Source organism: Rossellomorea sp. GQ25 (assembly GCF_059758515.1).
In genome coordinates this window covers 950,536-970,085 of the sequence record NZ_JCAXEQ010000002.1, presented here as the reverse complement: position 1 = coordinate 970,085, position 19,550 = coordinate 950,536, and the positions used below count along the sequence as shown (strand labels likewise).

Below are 19,550 nucleotides of genomic sequence, written 5' to 3'. Positions count from 1 at the left end.
GAGGTGAAAAGGGAATGCTCATAATCGAACAATTAGTGACCAGCTTCATCTCCGCTGCTGCATTCGGTATAATTTTCAACGCTCCAAAGCAGTCCCTTTTCAAATGTGGAATTGTTGGAATGTTAGGCTGGATCATTTACATACTAATGAGTTTAAACGACGCCGATGTGGTTCTTGCGACGTTACTTGCATCTTTTGTCGTGGCTGTAATCAGTCAGATATTTGCGAAAATGTATAGAACCCCGGTCATCATCTTCTCTGTAGCCGGCATTATACCCCTTGTACCTGGAGGACTTGCATACGATGCCATGAGAAACTTCGTTCAAAACGATTACAATGCCGCCATCAACCTGGCAGCAAAAGCCTTCATGATCTCAGGCTCCATCGCCATTGGACTTATCTTCTCAGAAGTCATCAACCAAGTCATCCGAAACGCACGACTGAACGCAAGCGCAAGAAGAATGAGATAGAGGGATGGACCTTACTTTTGTGGGGTCTATTTCTTTTTTTAAGACTCTTTTCGTAAAGATTGTTGTTTTTAACATAAGGTCTGCTTGAGCTCTGTCAATCAGTATGTGCTTATGGTGAAGGGGATTTCTTCGCTTGCAACTAGCGTTCGGCCGAGCCTCCTCAGCTTAGCCTAACGGGTTCTCGCCACGACCAAAATCCGCCGGAGTCTACCCAGTTCCCCTCACCATCTTTAAGAGATTTTTCGTGACAGATCTAGAAAGTGTCAAAAAACAATTTCTAAAAGTTTTGGTTTTTATTTATTTAAAGAAACATGCTCAGAAAGTTGATTCTCGCTGCAGGTGCTCGACTCCTGCGGGAGAAGCGGGACAGTACGAAAAGCGGAGGGGCTTTGCACAGGGGCGACAAGCATAAGTCGAGTCTGCTGAAAAGGCGCTTTTTGCCTTTTTGGCAGACTTGGCTTATGACCTCGAGCCCCTAAGCCCCGTAGTTGGACAGGTGAGACCCCGGAGGCGTGCCGAAGAGGTTCACCGCCAGCCCCGCGGAAAGCGAGCATCCTGTAGCGGAAATCAACTACTACTTTCTTCTCTAACATAGCCACAAACTTTGCGAAAAGAGCCTTTTTTAAACAGTCGATAAAATTCCAGTCCCCTCCAAAAATTACTCTTTCATACCACAACTTCCACCATATGACCCATGTAACATTTACCCCTCCAGAACGTCTAATCAACAAATAAGAAATAGAGGAGGGTCATACATGAGTAAGAAATCGTATTTGCTCATTATTGCTGGTATTGCGCTGCTGATGGCACTTGGAACGTTTGCGTATAGTCAAAGACCTGTTGTGATGGCCGAGGGGAAGATGGATGGGAATCTTCTCGTGATGGAGAATAACTCCTGGAATCTGCAATTTTCAACGGCACTAAATAAGGAAACGGTGACGCCCCAGAACATTTATGTAGAAGACACCAATGGAGAGAGGATCAATGTTTCCCTCAAGTTGAATGAAAATCGAAAGACCCTGCAAATTCAAGCACCGCCAGGAGGGTATCCTTCTGACCCCCACCATTATACACTTCATATTTCTCCGAAAGTGAAAACCAAATGGGGTTTTTCTTATGACGGAGACACAGAATTACCCTTTTCTGTAACCTCTAAACTACCCAGTATTCAATCCAAGGAAGAGCTAACGAACTATTTTAAACAAATCTTAAAGAGTAATAGGGAAGATACGGAGTTTTCTCTTTTCGGAAGAGAAGGAAATATGGAGTCCAAGTCATCGGAAGATAGTGCGGCTGGGGAGTCGTCTCAATCGGGATCCCATTTTTCTGAAACGAATAATCAGGTTCAAGGAGTTGACGAAGGGGATATAGTGAAGACCGATGGAAGCTATATTTACCAATTAACCGACCGTAGGCTGCTGATTACTAAGGCAAATCCTGTGAAGGAAATGAAAGTAGTATCTTCTACCAGCTATAAAGAAAGTATGCAGCCTCATCATCTATTTTTACAGAAAGATAAGTTGCTCGTCATCGGCAACAACTGGGGGACTGCCCATTTTCAAGAGGGTAAACAAGAATCATTTGCTTCCACTATGCCTGTAGACGGAACGACTGTTGCGCTTCTGTATGATATCTCCGATAAATCAAAACCATCTCTCCTCAGAAAGGTAGAGCTTGAAGGTCAATATTTAACGTCCAGGAAGATTGATTCCACTGTATATTTAATTTCGAATTTGTATCCAAACTACTGGATGCTTGAACAGGGGAAAAACCCTGATCTGAGACCCCGGGTGAAAGATAGTTTGACAGGTGATGAAACGACACCACTTTCAATACAAGATATTAAGTATTTTCCGCAGTCCCAGTCCCCTAACTATACCTTATTGACAGGAATGAATATGGAGGATCCCAAAGCTTCTCTAAACATTCAATCCTATCTCGGAAGCGGTGATAAAGTGTATATGTCTAAAAACAATCTTTATGTGGCTGTAGAAAAATACAATGAAGATGGTATGAACGGTTGGACCTCTTCAAATACGGAGATTTATAAATTTTCCGTCCGTGATGGGAACATTGCGTATTCTTCATCAGGGAATGTAGAAGGAAGGGCGTTAAATCAATTTTCCATGGATGAACATGATGGCCACTTTCGGATTGCAACGACGAAAGGGGAGGTATGGAACAGTGATTCACCTTCTTCCAATGCTCTCTATATTTTAGATGAAAACATGAAGAATGTTGGAGAAGTAACGGACTTAGCCCGGGGAGAACAGATCTATTCTGTCAGGTTTATGGGAAATAAGGCATATATGGTCACCTTTAAACAAGTCGATCCCCTTTTTGTCATCGATACGGCAGATCCGAAAGCTCCAAAGGTTTTAGGGGAGTTGAAGATTCCTGGTTTCAGCACCTATCTCCACCCCATTGACGAACATCACCTCATCGGGTTTGGTTTTGATACGAAAGTGGTGGATGATAACAAAGTAACCAATGAGGAACCCAGAGTTGTTAGAAACGGAATGAAGATTTCATTGTTTGATATTACAGACTTTCAGCATCCAAAGGAAACGGACACTGAAATAATAGGGGGGACGGGTACTCACTCTTATTTGTTGGAAGATCACAAAGCATTGCTTCATGAACCTTCAAGAAATCTATATGGTTTTCCCATTTCTGTTTATCATGAAAAAGAAGGAAGCCGGCATGAACTGGAGTTTGACTATCAAGGTGCCCTCCTTTATGAAATCACACCTGAAAAAGGAATTGTTTTAAAGTCTCAGCTCACAGAGGAAGAAAACAAAAACAAAGAATATTACGAACAGTGGGAAGACCAGATTCAAAGGCTCCTATATATTGATAATCAGCTTTACACAGTATCACATAAGAGAGTGACTGCTTACTCTTTAGACGATTTTAAAATAGAAAACGCGATTGATTTCCCATGATGAAAACCCTTAAGGCGCTTTGCCTTAAGGGTTTTCTATTACTTAAGACTCCCTGATGAATCATTTAGACTATCTTTTTTTGTCAGGTTTTGAAAAAAAATCTTTGGGTAGATAATTATTAGCATTATACAATTTCCATAATTGAAGGGAGAACATCGAATGAACAATGATATAACGCAAGAATGGTATGGGTACTTAGGGAAGCTTCCTGATCTGTTATTGGCTCTATTAGTGTTATTAATCGGGTGGATCATTGCAAAGGCTGTTGAAAAAGCCGTTTACGGAATTTTAAAACGGGTGAAGATCGATGACAACCTTTATTTTGGCAGCAGGAACGGAGAACGGAAATGGACATCGGAGAAAGTCATTAGTAAAATTGTGTACTTTATTCTGCTTGTGTTCGTGTTTATTGCCTTCTTCAATATGCTTGACTTGAACTTCATTGCTTCTCCTTTAGTCGGTATGTTGAGTACGATGGCAGCAGCGATTCCAAACGTATTAAAAGCAGCACTTATTCTATTATTTGCATGGATAGTTGCTTCTGTACTGAAGGTATTGATAGAGAAACTGGGTACGAAACCTTCAGTTAAAAGTACGCTGGTAAGATCTAAATTAGCGAAAGATGAGAACGATGTACATCGCTATGTCTATACGGCTGCCAGGATTGTGTTCTATCTCGTACTGCTCATTTTCTTACCGGGAGTGTTAGCGGCTCTTAATATCACAGGAGTGTCAGAACCTTTCACGGAAATGTTGCAAAACTTCTTAGGGTTTATTCCTAAACTGTTTGCCGCAGCTATCATTCTCCTGGTTGGCTGGTTTGTAGCCAAAATCGTCCGGGATATCGTCACGAACTTTTTACAAGCGATTGGAACGGAGAGAGTCGCTGAACGATTCGGCATTAGCAAGCTCTTTCAAGGAACAACGGTTTCATCGGTCATTGGTACCATTGTATTCGTCCTCATTATGATTCCGGTTACGATTTCTGCATTAGATCAGCTGGACATTCGTGGGATTTCAGAACCGGCGATTAACATGCTCAATCAGGCCCTTGTGATGCTTCCAAATATAGCGATTGCTATTCTACTCATTCTTGCGGGAATCTGGGTTGGTAAATGGGCTGGAGCCATGATTGCGCGTTTATTGAACCGGGTAGGATTCAATTCTCTATTACGTAATATGGGTATAGGACGAATAAATACTAATAACAATCCGTATGAACCAACTGGCTCAACTTATATGAATCTATCAGGACTCGTAGGTAGAGTCGTTCAAATGATCATTGTTTTCCTCTTTGTAGTAGAAGCCCTGGAAATTGTGCGATTGGAATTCCTGGTCGCTCTGGCAACAGGCGTCCTTGCGTATTTACCACATGTATTAGCAGCCATCGTCATTCTTGGGGCAGGTTTATACTTAGGTAACTTAGTGAAGAGCATCATATCCAACGTATTGAGTGATCACTTCCAAGTACTTTCGACCATCACGAAATATGCAATCATTGCCCTAAGTTTCTTTATGGCCTTGGATCAATTAAAAGTGGCGGATTCCATCGTCAATATTGCCTTCATGCTGATTCTGGGTGGATTGGCACTAGCCTTCGGTTTGGCCTTTGGTCTAGGTGGAAAGGACTTTGCGCAAAAATATCTTTCTAAACTGGATCGGAAAATTGAAGAAGAGAAGAACAGGCCTAATAATGGCGGAACGGATACACCTCCTTTCAATCAATAAGCGTAAAAAAAACCACACGGTCCTTTTAGATCGTGTGGTTTTTTGTTAGGAAACAGATTAGATAAATTTGATGAGAAGGACCTTCAGCTTCAGCGGTTCGAAGCTCGAGGTCAAAAGACAAAGGCAAAGAGCCCCTTTCAGGTAGTTCGCCATTTGCTTGTCACCTCTGTTCGAGCAGCTTCCGCAATAACACTTCCAACTACCACACGGCATAAAAAAACGATATGATGATACATATGTAGATAATGGAAGCTTTTTGTCGGAGGGGTGTTCATTTGAAGGTCATACGTTTTTTAAAGCCTTACCGTGTTGCCATGGCGGTTGCCTGGAGTTTAATGCTGGTAGAGCTTGCTGTAGAACTATTAAATCCGCTGTTTATGGCACGGATTATTGATGAAGGAATTATGAATGAAGACTTGGACGTGGTGATGAAATGGGGTTTCATCATGGTGGGGATGTCTCTCCTCGCGTTTATTTCAGGCGTGACGAATTCATTTTTTGCAGCTCATACTAGTCAGGGATTTGGCTATGATGTGCGGGAAAGCTTATATAAAAAGGTTCAGTCGTTTTCCTTTGCAAGCTTTCAAAAGCTCCCGGCATCATCATTGATCACCAGGATGACCAATGACGTAAGGCAGTTGCAGAATACGATCTTCATGAGTTTGCGCATTATGCTAAGAGCCCCGCTACTTGTTGTCGGATCAACGATCATGGCACTCATCGTCAATGTTCGTCTTGCCCTTATTTTATTAATCGTGATTCCGGTTTTATGGCTGTTCCTGTTATGGGTACTGAAACGTGGATGGAGCCTTTTTGAAAGAGTTCAATCCCGTCTCGACAAAGTAAACGAGGTCATGAAGGAAAACCTCTCCGGGATGAGGTTAATTAAAGCTTATACACGAAGCAAGTATGAAGAAAGCCGATTTCATGGTGCAAATGAAGATTTGAAGGATCGGACTGTGAGGGCTCTTCGTTTTATGGAAATCATCATGCCACTTCTGATGCTCGTTATGAATCTGGCCATCCTATCCGTTTTGTGGTTCGGAAGTATAGATGTGGCCTCAGGTGGAGCAAAGGTAGGAGAAGTCGTAGCGATTGTCACATATGTTACGAGAATCTCTTCTTTTTTTTCAATTTTCTCATTTATTATTACGAGTTTTTCAAGAGCAAGAGCTTCCGCCGGCAGGGTAGAAGAGGTTCTGCAAACCGAAATTGATTTGAAAGACGGAGAGGAAGTACGACAGGAAAACACAGTGGTGAACGGAGAGATTACATTTAAAGATGTGTCGTTTCAATACCCTTCAACCCGTGGGAAGGTGCTTGAAGGAGTATCGTTTAAAGTGGAGGCTGGCGAAACGGTTTCGATTCTGGGAGCAACCGGATCCGGTAAAACATCCCTGTTCCAACTCATTCCACGCCTGTACGATGCGACGGAAGGGTCTGTTGAACTGGACGGTCAATCCATCCGGTCCATCTCTTTGGATCACGTAAGGAAAAATATTGGGTATGTGCCCCAGGAAGCGGTCCTGTTTTCCGGGTCAGTATCAGAAAACCTCCTATGGGGAAAAGAAGATGCCACCAGGGAAGAAATGATACAAGCTGCAAAGGATGCCAAAATCCATGAGACCATCCTGAATCTTTCCCATGGATATGACACAGTTCTCGGTCAAAAAGGGGTCAATCTTTCAGGAGGACAGAAACAGCGTCTGTCGATTGCGAGAGCACTCATACGAAAACCAAAGATTCTATTACTGGACGATAGTACGAGTGCTTTGGATTTGAAAACAGAATCTAAGCTGCTTCAAGCTTTGAAGCAATATGAATGTACGACGATGATCATTACACAGAAAATAAGTACGGCCATGGAATCAGATACGATTCTGCTCCTTGAAGATGGAGTGTTAATCGGAGAGGGGAACCATACAACCCTATTAGAAGATTCCTCTCTTTATCAGCGGATTTTTCAATCTCAATTCGGAGAGGAGGAAATGCATCATGTCTAAGCATGTGCGAAAGAAACTGGGGAAATACGATAAAGCGAAAGATGCAAGAGGGACGCTGCGTCGTCTTTGGAACTACCTTTCCGAAATGAAAGTGATCCTGTATCTCGTGATTTTAATGGTGTTCATTAGTTCAGTAGCAGCTCTTCTTGGGCCTTTCCTTGTGGGAAAAGCGATTGATGAATACATTGTAACGAAAGAGACTTCTGGATTGATTGGGCTTGTTTTAGGTTTAATAGCAGTGTACATCTTCCATTCCCTGTCCGTATGGTTCCAAAATTATTGGATGATCGGTGTGGCTCAGGATACGGTCTACCGCTTGCGGAAGGACCTATTTCATCAATTGCATCAACTATCGATCCCTTTCTTTGACAAACGGAAGCATGGAGAGTTAATGAGCAGAGTGACAAATGATATTGATAATGTGAGTGCCACGTTGAATAGCTCTTTCATTCAAATCATATCCAGTGTCCTGACATTAGTGGGGACCGTCTCGATCATGCTCTGGCTCAGCCCGTTGCTCACCTTGATCACATTAACCATCGTTCCTCTGATGGCTCTCGGCATGAATTGGATTACGAAAAGGACAGGACGTTTATTTAAACAATATCAACAAAATATCGGAGAGCTAAACGGCTATATCGAAGAGACGATTTCGGGGCATAGCATCATCAAAACCTTTTCCCGTGAGGATACTGCCATAAAGGATTTTGGAGAAAAAAATCAACGATTGAGAACGGCTGCTTATTGGGCGGATACCTATTCCGGGTTCATCCCGAAGCTTATGAATGTGTTGAACAATTTGAGTTTTGCCGTCATTGCCGGAGTCGGAGGGATCTTTGCATTAAATGGCATGATAACCATTGGTGTAATGGTGATATTTGCTGAATATGCCCGGCAATTCACCCGTCCGTTGAATGAGCTCGCGAACCAATATAACACGTTATTATCAGCCATTGCCGGTGCTGAGCGAGTATTTCAAATTTTAGACGAAGAGGAAGAAGCCAAGGATGAAGGGGATGCCGTGGAAATCGATTCCGTTGAAGGGAAAGTAGAATTTCAACACGTTTCTTTCTCGTATGAAAAAGGGGATCAAACTCTTCAGGATGTATCCTTCACCATTACACCGGGTGAGACCGTTGCTTTGGTCGGACCGACAGGAGCAGGTAAAACGACGATTACCAATCTGCTGTCTCGTTTCTATGAACTGAATGAAGGCACCATTGAGATTGACGACCAGAATATCCAAACCATTAAACGAAAGAGTCTTCGTCAGCAAATGGGATTTGTCCTGCAGGATAGCTTCCTGTTTCAAGGAACGATTGCAGACAATATCCGTTACGGAAGACTCGATACGGGCGATGAAGAAGTAAGGGAAGCGGCAAAATTGGCCAATGCCCATTCCTTTATTGAGAAAATGCCTGAGGGCTACGATACTTTGTTAAGACATGATGGCAGTGGGATCAGCCAGGGACAGAAACAGTTACTATCCATTGCAAGAGCGATCCTTTCAAATCCTTCCATTCTTATTCTGGATGAAGCCACGAGCAGCATCGATACGATTACAGAGCTGAAGATTCAGGAAGCCCTCAAACGATTAATGATGGGGAGAACAAGTGTAGTGGTGGCCCACCGTCTTAACACCATCCGACAGGCCGATCAAATTCTGGTACTTGATCAAGGAAAGATCATTGAACGGGGATCTCATGATGAGCTTCTCAAGCAGAAAGGGTTCTATCATGGGTTGTATCAAAGTCAGTTGATGGAGAGCAGTTAGGGTGTGGAAAGAGACGTGGCAGAAGATTAAGCGAGGAGAATCTTCGCTGTAATTCCCGATTTGAAAATAAAACATGAAAATGAAAAAGAAAGTCATCGGAATTGAAAATTAAAACCGAAATTTGAAAAGAAAAGTGGCAAAATTGAAAAAATGAACTGTGGTAAGAAGGTAAAATGCGCTGTAGAACCCTATAAAACTGCCTATTAAATAAAAAAACACCTCAAAAGTCAGCACTTTTGAGGTGTTTTTTATTATAAAGGGGCTAATCTTCCCGTTAGCGATCCCTTTGGTGTTACCTTAATCGGATAAAGGCAACTCTGTAACTTGCAACATCACAAGTAATATATTTATATCTTGAACGTTGTTTGCAGATAATAAACAGCCGCGGGCAATTCCTTGAGTCGTTTGATATACCTAAACGACGTAAGCCCTACCTCTCTTACATCCTAACGGCTCCGAAGCCGATCCAGTGTGAATAAGTTGTTAAATCAAAACAGAATAGAATTACGAATTATCTTCTCTATCGTTTTAATGTATGTTACAAGATTACAATAAATAAATATAACATCAATATTAAAATGTGTCAAGGGGATTTTCGATTATAATTCCAGTGACTGCGGCGAATCCTCATCATCGTTCATTAAGCGGATGCTGATAGGTTGAATTTTTAGGACAATGTAATCCGGATCGTCTGGACCCTCAAACCATCTTTTCATATGGTCGTTCCACAGTTTTTCCTTATAATGAGCGGACTCTTCAATGGAGGCGCGACCTTCGATTTCGACGAAGGTATCACCATACCCCTCTCCTTCGTAGCCAAGAAGAATATGCACATTAGGATTGTCCTCAATTTCATCTGTCTTATGCGTTTCCTTGTTTGTTGGCGTATATAGAGTCAGCTCATCATGTGAAAACGTCATATAACGGGAATGAGGTTTATTATTTTTAACCGTTGCCAGTGTCCCTACTTTGCTTTCATCGAGCACCTTTAAAATTTGTTGTTTCAGTTCAGCTTGTGACACACAATCCATCTCCTTTAAATGTTCATTTATATCCATACTATTCCTTTTCTTAAAGTGAAATAAACATGGGAATGTGTATTTCGGGTGCTGTCCGGGAATAACGAAAATAACAAATAAACAAAGGATGATGCGTGTGATACCGGAAGAATTAGTCGTTCTCTGCAAGAAAAGGATGGAGCCGTATTCCTGTGAGGGGTTTGTATATGGACGCGGCCCGGATAAGCCGACGATCATGATTGTCGGAGAAGCTCCGGGTGAAACCGAGATTCATAATGGAATGCCGTTTAGTGGACGGGCAGGAAAAGTACTGGATGAGTTCTTTCAGTATCTGGAGGTTCCAAGGGAAGACATTTATTTTACCTCAACGGTCAGAAGCAGACCTTATAAAATTGTCCCTAAGAAAGTAGGGGGAAATGAGATCGTGGAGAAGAAGTATAACAGGGCCCCGAATCGTAAAGAACAGCTGGCTCATGCTCCGATCCTGGATTACGAGCTGAAGCATATTAAGCCAAAACAGCTTGTCACCTTGGGGAATATCGGGTTACAAAGACTATTGGGGAATCAGTACACGATATCACAAATGCACGGCCGGCTGATTCACGCTAAAGTCAGGCGATTAAAAGACCTTGATTCAAATGAGTGGATCATGAGCGAAGAAAGCTACTCCATATTTCCGACCTTTCATCCTGCATCGATTTTCTACAATCGCTCATTAGAAAAAGAAATCTATAAAGACCTGGATAAGTTGAAAGAAATCCTCCGGGGGAAATAACATAAAAGAAGGCTGACATTTATTTAAGTGTCAGCCTTCTTTAAGCTATTTTTTATTTAAATTTTCCTGAGCCATTCTCACAAGCTCCTTCACCATGTTACCGCCAATTCTTCCACCTACTTTTCCTGCTTGCTCAGACGTTAATTTTCCATTATAACCTCTTTGTAGAGGAATACCTTGTTCCTTGGCGATCTCATATTTCGCTTCTTTAGGATCTGGCGTACCAGAAACTTTCGCTTTTAATTGATCCATCGCAGCCCGGGATTCAGGTACAAGAAGTTTTCTTCTCGACATAATATCACCCCTTTTTTATAGATTGCCCAGAATTTTTTTTGGTAGTACGAAGCCTGTCTTATAAGGGTTTTTGTTCCTATTAAAAAGAAGAAGAATAAAAAAAAGATTGTCTAATTTGTGTCAAATAAAATATAATTCTTAATAGTTGGACAATTTTTGTAAAGAAAAGGGGGAAATGCCGTGGAAGAATTAGTTGGCAAATTGGTAGGAATACTTTGGTCTCCGGTCATGATTTACTTCTGTTTAGGTGTAGGCTTACTATTTTCTATTTTAACGAAGTTTTTACAAGTGCGGTTGATCAAAGATATGGTGGTTCAAATGTTTAAGGGTGGTAGCTCCAAAGCAGGTGTATCTTCATTCCAGGCCTTGGCACTGTCGTTATCAGGGCGTGTCGGGACGGGTAACATCGCCGGTACAGCAACAGCCATTGCTTTCGGTGGTCCAGGGGCGGTTTTCTGGATGTGGACGATTGCATTTATCGGTGCGAGCAGTGCCTTCATTGAGTCCACACTTGCTCAAATTTACAAAGTGAAGCAGGATGGGGAATACCGTGGAGGACCAGCCTATTATATTGAAAAAGGGATCGGTTGGAAATGGTATGCCGTTCTTTTCTCACTTGCTACATTGCTTGCGATGAGTATTTTAATGCCTGGTATTCAATCAAACTCCATTGCGTTAGGTCTTGAAAATGCATTTGGACTCAGTACAACGATAACGGGTATTGGTCTTGTCGTGATAATCGGGGTCATTATTTTCGGAGGAGTCAAACGTATCGCTGGAGTTGCTTCTTACGTAGTACCATTTATGGCGATTGCCTATATTCTTCTATCTCTTATCATTGTAGGAATGAATATTACTGAAATCCCGGCAGTTTTAGCGCTTATCTTCAAAAGTGCATTCGGCTTTGATTCAGCATTCGGTGGAATCATCGGGATGGCCGTATCTTGGGGAGTAAAACGTGGAATTTATTCCAACGAAGCAGGTCAGGGTACAGGACCACATGCTGCAGCGGCAGCAGAAGTTTCCCACCCTGCGAAACAAGGGTTGGTTCAAGCGTTTTCCGTTTACATCGATACTCTTCTGGTTTGTTCGGCTACAGCGTTCATGATCTTATTTACGGGATCCTTCAATACAGAAGCTCCTGATGGAACAATGCTTGCGAACAATTTAGAAGGAATTGAAGCCGGGCCTGGTTATACACAGGCAGCCATCGAATCAGTCATCCCTGGATTCGGAGCATCATTTGTCGCGATCGCATTATTTTTCTTTGCTTTTACAACTATTATGGCTTACTACTACATGGCCGAAACGAATGTTGCATACCTATTGAGAGGCAAGAATTCAAAGGTGGCGATGACCATCTTAAAGTTCGTCCTGCTTGCTGCCACATTCTATGGAGCAGTGAGAGAAGCCGCTTTAGCATGGGCATTGGGTGATATCGGTCTCGGAATCATGGTGTGGCTGAACTTAATCGCCATTCTTATCCTTGCCAAACCTGCCTTGAAAGCCCTCAAGGATTATGAAGAACAGAAGAAACAAGGTCTTGACCCGGTATTTAACTCTACAAAGCTTGGTATCAAGAATGCAGAGTTCTGGGAGCAAGAGTATAAAGTAGAAGATAAAGAAAATGCTTCTTAACCTATAAAAGAAACCTGTTGCCTATATGGCAGCAGGTTTTTTCATTCAATACAGACCTTGTTGTTTAGAAACCGGACTTTCAATTTTAGAATAAAGCCGGTCACCGATATACTTCTGAAACGCATACATAAGTAATGATTTAACAAAAAACAGGAATGATAGCTGATACTGTTTTAATCGAATTAGCTTCCACACACCGAGTTTTTTGAATAGGGAGTAAAAAGGGTATGTAAAAAACGTATCAACCAGAACATTGACAAACAAATAAAGATAAATATTTTTATAAGTGAATTTAAGGATCCATACAGAACCACTCAGGAATACCCCAATGACAAAAGGCATAATGCCATTTACTTTCGGGAAGATTTTTGTCTTGATCGTCCACCATTTAATTCTTTCTGCCATCACATTTTCAGAATACACGAGAAATGACATAAACATAGAAGCAGGTAAATATTTTTTTAAGCTCTCTTTTCCTGCAAATAAGAGAAATACCCAAGAAATAAGCATTAGAATAAGTATGTAAAGTTTATTTTTGTTGTGGCTCACAGTGATTCCCCCCTAAAGGTACGAGATATCATACTCTTAGAATGGTTCATTAGAAAATGATTTATACGGAAAACGATAAAAATGTATTCCGATCAGATTAGTAAACAATATCTTTGAGTTAGACATGTGAATTGATTATGATAAATAGAAGAAGTAAAAACGTGATCTTTATCAGGAGGTGCTGTTTTAATGGATTTATATGAACCGTATATACAGAATGACCGTCAAAGACAGCTGGTTGATTTAGCTGGTGAGCTTGCTGATGCGTTTGATGAACGAGGGGAAGCATATGACCGTGAAGATGCCTTTCCTTATGAAAATTTCAACGATCTGAAGAAAAAAGGGTATGGAACATTATCTCTTCCTAAAGAATACGGTGGAGGAGAGATCAGCTTATATGAGCTCGTGATGATTCAAGAAAGGCTTGCAACAGGTGATGCAGCGACGGCATTATCCATTGGTTGGCATCTTGGTGGATTAATGGAACTGACGGAAAGCCGGACGTGGGATGAAGAGGTGTTCAAGGAACTCTGTAAGGAGATTGTAGCAAACAGCGCGCTCATCAATCGGGCAGCATCCGAACCGGCAACGGGGAGCCCCACTCGTGGGGGGCTTCCCGAAACCAAAGCAGTGAAAACGGAAGAGGGATGGAATTTAAACGGAAGGAAATCCTTTACTTCTATGGCGAGAGTTCTGGATTATTCTTTAGTATCAGCGACAATCGGTGACACCGAAGAGAAAGGATTCTTCTTGGTGAATCATGACCTGGAAGGAGTAAGCATTGAAGAAACTTGGGATACGATTTCCATGAAAGGAACGGGCAGTGATGATCTCGTTCTCAGGGATGTTCATCTTCCATCTTTCGCCCTCGTCGAACGTGATAGTGTAAATCCAAGAGGAAAGAATGCTCTCCCTAAAGCATGGCTCCTGCACATACCCGCTTGCTATATAGGGGTTGCGATAGCCGCGCGCAACTATGCCATCCAATTTGCGAAGGACTATTCACCAAACAGTCTGCCTGGGCCCATCAAAGATGTACCTGAAGTTCAACGGAAAATTGGTGAAATAGAATTGGAACTATTTAAGGCCAGACAAATACTCTATTCAGTGGCTGATAAGTGGGTAAAGGAGCCTGAAAAACGGAAAGACATGGCTTCGGAGCTTGCTACTGTAAAACATGTTGTGACGAACAGCGCCTTTCACATTGTGGACATCGCCATGAGAATTGTTGGAGCAAAAAGTCTTTTCCGCTCGAACCCGATGCAGCGTTATTATCGTGATGTCAGGGCCGGTCTTCACAATCCACCAATGGATGATATGGTGATAGGAATGTTAGCGAATAACGCTTTAAAATAAATAGTCATAGGAAGAGGTATAGATTCTGTTTTGTCTATACCTTTTTTGAGTGTCTATGGGTTCAATGTTTTCTCTAGGACGGTTTGGTGCTGAGCTTCTAACACATGTATTTCACTGAGCTCCTCTAAAAGGTCGTGAATGGATAGTAATTCGTATAGCAAGACCGTTTCACAGGAAAAGTGATGCTTCATGGACTGAAAGGGTTTTGTATGAAGACCTTCATGATTGTCCCAGAATTCCTCGAGTAAATCTTTCATAAGAGTGAAATGTTGTTCAGGTATGTGAAACGAGGGATGATGCATGATCCCTTTCAACGATTGAGTTGCATGTAAGATACGATCTTTCTCTTCTTCACTGAATGAATACTTAACAGGTAAGTAAATTAAGTTCCCAATATGAAATAGGATTTGCCTTAAAAGGTTAAGTTTTTTGTACTCATAATGGAAATAACGCAATTCCTCACGACTGGAGCGGTGAAGCTTCCATTCTTCCTTTTGATATTCGCAAAGGGTGTCCGTCGATTCAATATCCCTTAAAATATCATTGAAGATTAATTTGGTATCCCGGTGAAGAGAGTGATTCTGAAGAACTTCAGAGCCTCTTTTTTCTAACAAATTCCCCGTTTTGAAATAAAGGTTATGAATTTTGGTCGTAATCGTTTTCGAGTATTTGGGTGGGAGTATCCACAAGTTTACTAATGTTGATACAATCAGGCCGATGGTCGTGGTGCCCAGGCGAATGAAAAAGGTAGCTACATAGTGATCATGTATGGTGGGAATCATGGCAATCCCTGTTAATGTAGCGACCAGGATACCTGCCCCTAAATGAAGTCTGTGGCAGGTGATGATGGTGAGCAGCGCGACCAGTGCATATGTAATCGGGTGATCACCGAAAGTGGAAGCGATGATCACGGCAAAGAGTGCTCCTATCGCAGATGCAGGGAAGCGAATGAATGCTTTCTTGATAGAATTGGCGGCTGTGGGCTCGATTGTGACTATGGCTGTAATGACGGCAAAGGTCGCTGGCCAATTTAAAAGCTCACACACAAGAGCCGTTAAAAAAACGGCAATACCGGTTTTAGCTATTCTACCTCCAACAAATTGAAATTTTTTCAGAATTTCCATGATTTAACCCTCTTTTATAAATGGCTGTCGCCTTCATTATAAAGTAAGAAAAACCCAATTGAAATGAATGGACAAAAAAAGAACTGTTCCCGGAACAGTTCTTTTGTTATATGATAACTCATCTTAGAGGTAAAGGACGTAACATAATCTTGATTGATTTAGGCATCTTGTGTTCACTCTGAGCCTCTTTTAAATACTTGAACATTTGTTTACCTGCACCAGAGTTGGCGGAATGAATCGTAATTCGTTCTGCAAATAGCTGCTTTTCTACCATATAGTGTACGAGCATTAATCCATTACGGGTCTTGCTTTCTAAGTCATGATCCAATGAAAGATGAGCGATAGAAAAATTCAGAAGCAGGTCAATACATTCATCGATGTCTTTCGCGAGAATGTACCCTTGAGGACAGTGGCGGTAATCGTCTAAAAATACATTTACTGTCATATTCATTCTTCTTTCGTCATTTGACTTAATTTAAGCCTAACAGAGATTGACAAATACTTATATAGGTCAATAGTGTGAAAATTACAAATATATTTGTAATTTTTTTGTAATATGGGGGTTAATCTTTATGGAATTGCTAGGTGATAGAGGGAAATGACTATTTTGTTAAGCTTGTTCCTATTTTAGAGAAGAAAGTAGTAGTTGATTTCCGCTGCAGGATGCTCGCTTTCCGCGGCGTGGGCAGTGAGCCTCCTCGTTGCTGCACTCCTGCGGGTTCTCACCTGTCCAGCTACGGGGCTTAGGGGCTCGAGGTCATAAGCCAAGTCTGCCAAAAAGGCAAAAAGCGCCTTTTTAGCAGACTCGACTTATGCTTGTCGCCCCTGTGCAAAGCCCCTCCGCTTTTCGTACTGTCCAGCTACGGGGCTTAGGGGCTCGAGGTCATAAGCCAAGTCTGCCAAAAAGGCAAAAAGCGCCTTTTCAGCAGACTCGACTTATGCTTGTCGCCCCTGTGCAAAGCCCCTCCGCTTTTCGTACTGTCCAGCTATTCCCGCAGGAGTCGAGCACCTGCAGCGAGAATCAACTTTCCCAGCGTGAATTACCCAATAGAATCAAAATAAAACAACAACCTTTTAGAAAAGCAGGGGATCATTCATCTTTTATCTAGTACTTCGAATAATAAATCAGGGTGTTATGATATCGTCAGCGCCCCTTTTTACGAGCTTTTCCATGATTTTTTTGTCATTAATCGTCCAATAGTGGACGTGAAGGCCCCTGTGATGAAAAGGGAGATTGTGAAATTTTTTGGATGTTTTACTTCTTGAGGTAAAAAAATTACGTTTTAATGATAAAAATTATTGCTTCTAGAAGTAAAATAGATTACTCTATGAAGTGAGGAGGGGGTGTTTACCATGAAAGAGAATCTAAGGTTGAATGTTTCATTGCTGCGGCGTCGTGTACCCAATATAACATCAGCTGCCAAAACAGTAGGGTTAAGACCTGCAACGGTATCCAATCTATGTACTGGCAAAATTTCTGTAGGACGTGCCGAAGTAAAAACAATTGTAACATTAGCAAATTTGGCAAATTGTACGCTGGATGAATTAATTATTCAAGGAGGGAAATTAACTATGATTGAAACGGGAATCAAACCGCTCGATTTGTTTGCCCCGATTGTCCAAGGTGGAACGAATGGGTTCGTGGCGAGATCACAGGTCGGTCAATTTGTTGTTTTAGCGGAAATGACGAAAGTGCTGAAAGAAAAAGGATATCAATCGATCTTATTGACGCCGGATAAAACCTATCCTGGTTTGAGTGACCTTGAAGGATTTGTTGATGCGAAATGCCACTCGATTGATGAAGCATTTGCAGAAGTTAGCCTTATTGAGGATAAAGACAGAATTCTCTTATATGTTGACCGTTCCTATATTGTGTCAGGAAAATTGTATGAATTGAGAGAACGATTTGAAGGAGAGAGCTATCCAGAAATCACTACTGTTTTATTTGATCCCACCGGTGAAGCAGTAGATGAAGATGACCCGTTCGGTCCACTTGACACCTTATGTTACTTCGATATAGATCTCTCTACCCGGGGTATGTACCCAGCCATCCACCCAGTGCAGTCTACATCGATTTTACTTGAAGATGACGCCCTGGACACCAACCACACGACTATTCACAAGAAAGCGAAGAAACTGCTAAGACGCTACAAGGAAATTCGCGTCCTCATGAATACAATCGGCAAAGATAAAATACCTGAAGCCGATCTAAATCTATTTCAGATAGGAGAACGACTGGAAGCCTATTTGAGCCAGCCATTCTTCGTGGCAGAAGAATTCACCAAAACAAAAGGGCAAACCGTCCAAATCCAACAGACCATCCAAGACATTCAAAAAATACTCCAAGGACAATACAATCACCTTGAGCCAAAAGATCTCACCTACAAAGGTAAGCTAAATTAGAGTTTCACTTAAGGGACGGACTTCGATAGCAACGCTCGATATCCGTCCCTTTTCCGTTACTTATTTCTTGATTTTGTGGTAGATGAAAGAGGATTTACGAGAATTTTGTCGTATGTGTAAAGTAATGACTATATTTAATGGGAGACAAATCGATGATTATCGAGAAATTATTATTACATGTATTGATTATATTGGCTCCTGTTCTCATTCAAACTTCACTCCTTGAAAACAATAGGCTCGGGAAATCACCTGTTTTCATCGGTGTATTACATGGGATTGCAGCGTTTATGTGTTTACTATTCGCTTATGAAAGTTTCGGATTGTATTGGGATTTCCGCTACATTCCACTGGTTCTTTCAATGCTATATGGAGGGAGAAAAGCTGGGGTCATTGTTCTTGTATTTATTTTAGCCGCACGGATCATCAACGGCGGGGATGCCATCATTTTCGGATTTGTAAGTGCGTTTCTTGCGGGGACCCTTCCTTTCCTGATTTCAAATAGGTTCTGGACATTTCCACCAAAGAAACGGGTAACATTTGCCGTGTTACTTGGATTTTGGCCAGCGTTGGTGATGCTGGGAATTCTTCTTTCATTCGCATTCATTGCGGGTGTTCCTGTTTCGGGTAATAAAGAAATGGGCATATACGTTCTGATATTCGGCGGCATCCAGGTGTTGGGGGTCGGTATAGCTGCACAACTCAATGAGTGGATGATTGAGAAACGATTGCTACGTGAAGAGATCCTGAAATCTGAAAAGCTCAATACCTTGGGAGAACTTGCTGCTTCCATTGCTCATGAAGTGCGAAATCCTCTAACCGTTGTCAAGGGATTCCTTCAACTAATGAAGAAGCAAGTGACAGGGACTCACGATGAATATCTGAAAATCGTATTGAGTGAGTTAGGTAGGGCAGAGGAAATCATTAATGATTATTTGAATTTTGCCAAGCCTGAGTTCGAAAAGATAGAGAAAATTAATGTGAAAGAAGTTCTCTCGGATGTCACGGTCCTCCTGAACGCGTATGCCCTCAAAGAGGGGGTTTACCTTGAAGCGGACCTAAAAGATGATGGATTTCTTTTGACAGACCGAAATAAGTTGAAACAAGCATTCGTCAATATCATAAAGAATGCCATTGAAGCGACTCCACCTCAAGGAAACGTAAGCGTAAATTTAGAAGTCGCCGATACACAAGCCATCATCACAGTAGAAGACACAGGAAAAGGGATGACTAAAGACCAAATCTCAAGGATTGGCACATTGTTTTTTACAACAAAGGTCCAAGGTACTGGATTAGGAACTTCGGTGTCATTGCGCATCATCGAAGCCATGGGCGGTCATATCCATTATTCAAGTATGGTTAATAAAGGAACAGTCGTTACGATCGATCTTCCATTAAATAGTGATAAGGTTGTAAAATTTAATTCCAATCTCCCAAATACATATATGAACAACCAAAACGCTTAGGAAAATCAC

The 19,550-nt window shown here is 41.8% G+C and carries 15 protein-coding genes; 10 read left to right on the top strand and 5 right to left on the bottom strand.

What is annotated here, in order from left to right; translation table 11 throughout:
* Nucleotides 1–14 precede the first annotated feature (14 nt).
* The 5 genes from AC6CIB_RS10565 (at nt 15) to AC6CIB_RS10545 (ending at nt 8,920) form a co-directional block, all read left to right on the top strand.
* Nucleotides 15–470: a threonine/serine exporter family protein gene (locus AC6CIB_RS10565; protein WP_498280356.1), complete on the top strand. Its 456-nt coding sequence runs from the start codon at nt 15–17 to the stop codon at nt 468–470.
* 755 nt (nt 471–1,225) lie between these two features.
* A complete protein-coding gene (locus AC6CIB_RS10560; RefSeq protein WP_498280354.1) occupies nt 1,226–3,415 on the top strand; it encodes a beta-propeller domain-containing protein in 2,190 nt (729 codons plus the stop codon).
* Between the two features lie 159 nt (nt 3,416–3,574).
* Nucleotides 3,575–5,143 (top strand): mechanosensitive ion channel, encoded by a 1,569-nt coding sequence (locus tag AC6CIB_RS10555; RefSeq protein WP_498280352.1) that lies wholly within the window; start codon nt 3,575–3,577, stop codon nt 5,141–5,143.
* A 245-nt stretch (nt 5,144–5,388) separates the two neighbouring features.
* Nucleotides 5,389–7,146: an ABC transporter ATP-binding protein gene (locus AC6CIB_RS10550; RefSeq protein WP_498280350.1), complete on the top strand. Its 1,758-nt coding sequence runs from the start codon at nt 5,389–5,391 to the stop codon at nt 7,144–7,146.
* Nucleotides 7,139–8,920 carry an ABC transporter ATP-binding protein gene (locus AC6CIB_RS10545; protein ID WP_498280348.1) on the top strand — a complete coding sequence of 594 codons (1,782 nt, stop codon included), beginning with the start codon at nt 7,139–7,141 and terminating at the stop codon, nt 8,918–8,920. The genes AC6CIB_RS10550 and AC6CIB_RS10545 overlap by 8 nt, the downstream gene beginning before the upstream one ends.
* A 599-nt stretch (nt 8,921–9,519) precedes the next feature.
* Here the strand turns inward: AC6CIB_RS10545 and AC6CIB_RS10540 are convergent.
* Nucleotides 9,520–9,942, bottom strand: coding sequence for a pyridoxamine 5'-phosphate oxidase family protein (locus tag AC6CIB_RS10540; protein WP_498280346.1), 423 nt, complete (start codon nt 9,940–9,942; stop codon nt 9,520–9,522).
* Between the two features lie 172 nt (nt 9,943–10,114).
* Between AC6CIB_RS10540 and AC6CIB_RS10535 the strand changes: the two genes are divergently transcribed.
* Nucleotides 10,115–10,714: a uracil-DNA glycosylase gene (locus tag AC6CIB_RS10535; RefSeq protein ID WP_498280575.1), complete on the top strand. Its 600-nt coding sequence runs from the start codon at nt 10,115–10,117 to the stop codon at nt 10,712–10,714.
* Nucleotides 10,715–10,759: 45 nt separating this feature from the next.
* Here the strand turns inward: AC6CIB_RS10535 and AC6CIB_RS10530 are convergent, their stop codons facing one another.
* Nucleotides 10,760–11,008 carry an alpha/beta-type small acid-soluble spore protein gene (locus AC6CIB_RS10530; protein ID WP_498280344.1) on the bottom strand — a complete coding sequence of 83 codons (249 nt, stop codon included), beginning with the start codon at nt 11,006–11,008 and terminating at the stop codon, nt 10,760–10,762.
* A gap of 180 nt (nt 11,009–11,188) precedes the next feature.
* Between AC6CIB_RS10530 and AC6CIB_RS10525 the strand changes: the two genes are divergently transcribed.
* A complete protein-coding gene (locus AC6CIB_RS10525; RefSeq protein WP_498280342.1) occupies nt 11,189–12,646 on the top strand; it encodes an alanine/glycine:cation symporter family protein in 1,458 nt (485 codons plus the stop codon).
* Between the two features lie 45 nt (nt 12,647–12,691).
* On the opposite strand, the gene AC6CIB_RS10520 is transcribed toward AC6CIB_RS10525, so the two are convergent.
* Complete coding sequence (locus AC6CIB_RS10520) at nt 12,692–13,195, bottom strand: hypothetical protein (RefSeq protein WP_498280340.1); 504 nt, start codon at nt 13,193–13,195, stop codon at nt 12,692–12,694.
* 189 nt (nt 13,196–13,384) lie between these two features.
* On the opposite strand from AC6CIB_RS10520, the gene AC6CIB_RS10515 reads away from it, so the two are divergent.
* A complete protein-coding gene (locus AC6CIB_RS10515; protein ID WP_498280338.1) occupies nt 13,385–14,551 on the top strand; it encodes an acyl-CoA dehydrogenase family protein in 1,167 nt (388 codons plus the stop codon).
* A 53-nt stretch (nt 14,552–14,604) separates the two neighbouring features.
* On the opposite strand, the gene AC6CIB_RS10510 is transcribed toward AC6CIB_RS10515, so the two are convergent.
* Together AC6CIB_RS10510 and AC6CIB_RS10505 are read right to left on the bottom strand one after the other, a co-directional pair.
* Entirely contained in the window at nt 14,605–15,675 is a 1,071-nt protein-coding gene (locus AC6CIB_RS10510) for an aromatic acid exporter family protein (RefSeq protein ID WP_498280336.1), read from the bottom strand.
* 118 nt (nt 15,676–15,793) lie between these two features.
* Nucleotides 15,794–16,120, bottom strand: a complete 327-nt coding sequence (locus tag AC6CIB_RS10505) for a cyclic-phosphate processing receiver domain-containing protein (protein WP_498280334.1) — start codon at nt 16,118–16,120, stop codon at nt 15,794–15,796.
* A gap of 908 nt (nt 16,121–17,028) precedes the next feature.
* On the opposite strand from AC6CIB_RS10505, the gene AC6CIB_RS10500 reads away from it, so the two are divergent.
* Together AC6CIB_RS10500 and AC6CIB_RS10495 are read left to right on the top strand one after the other, a co-directional pair.
* On the top strand, nt 17,029–18,078 hold the full coding sequence (locus AC6CIB_RS10500; RefSeq protein WP_498280332.1) for an ATP synthase beta subunit C-terminal domain-containing protein: 1,050 nt from the start codon (nt 17,029–17,031) through the stop codon (nt 18,076–18,078).
* Between the two features lie 206 nt (nt 18,079–18,284).
* On the top strand, nt 18,285–19,541 hold the full coding sequence (locus AC6CIB_RS10495; RefSeq protein WP_498280573.1) for an ATP-binding protein: 1,257 nt from the start codon (nt 18,285–18,287) through the stop codon (nt 19,539–19,541).
* Nucleotides 19,542–19,550: the final 9 nt, after the last annotated feature.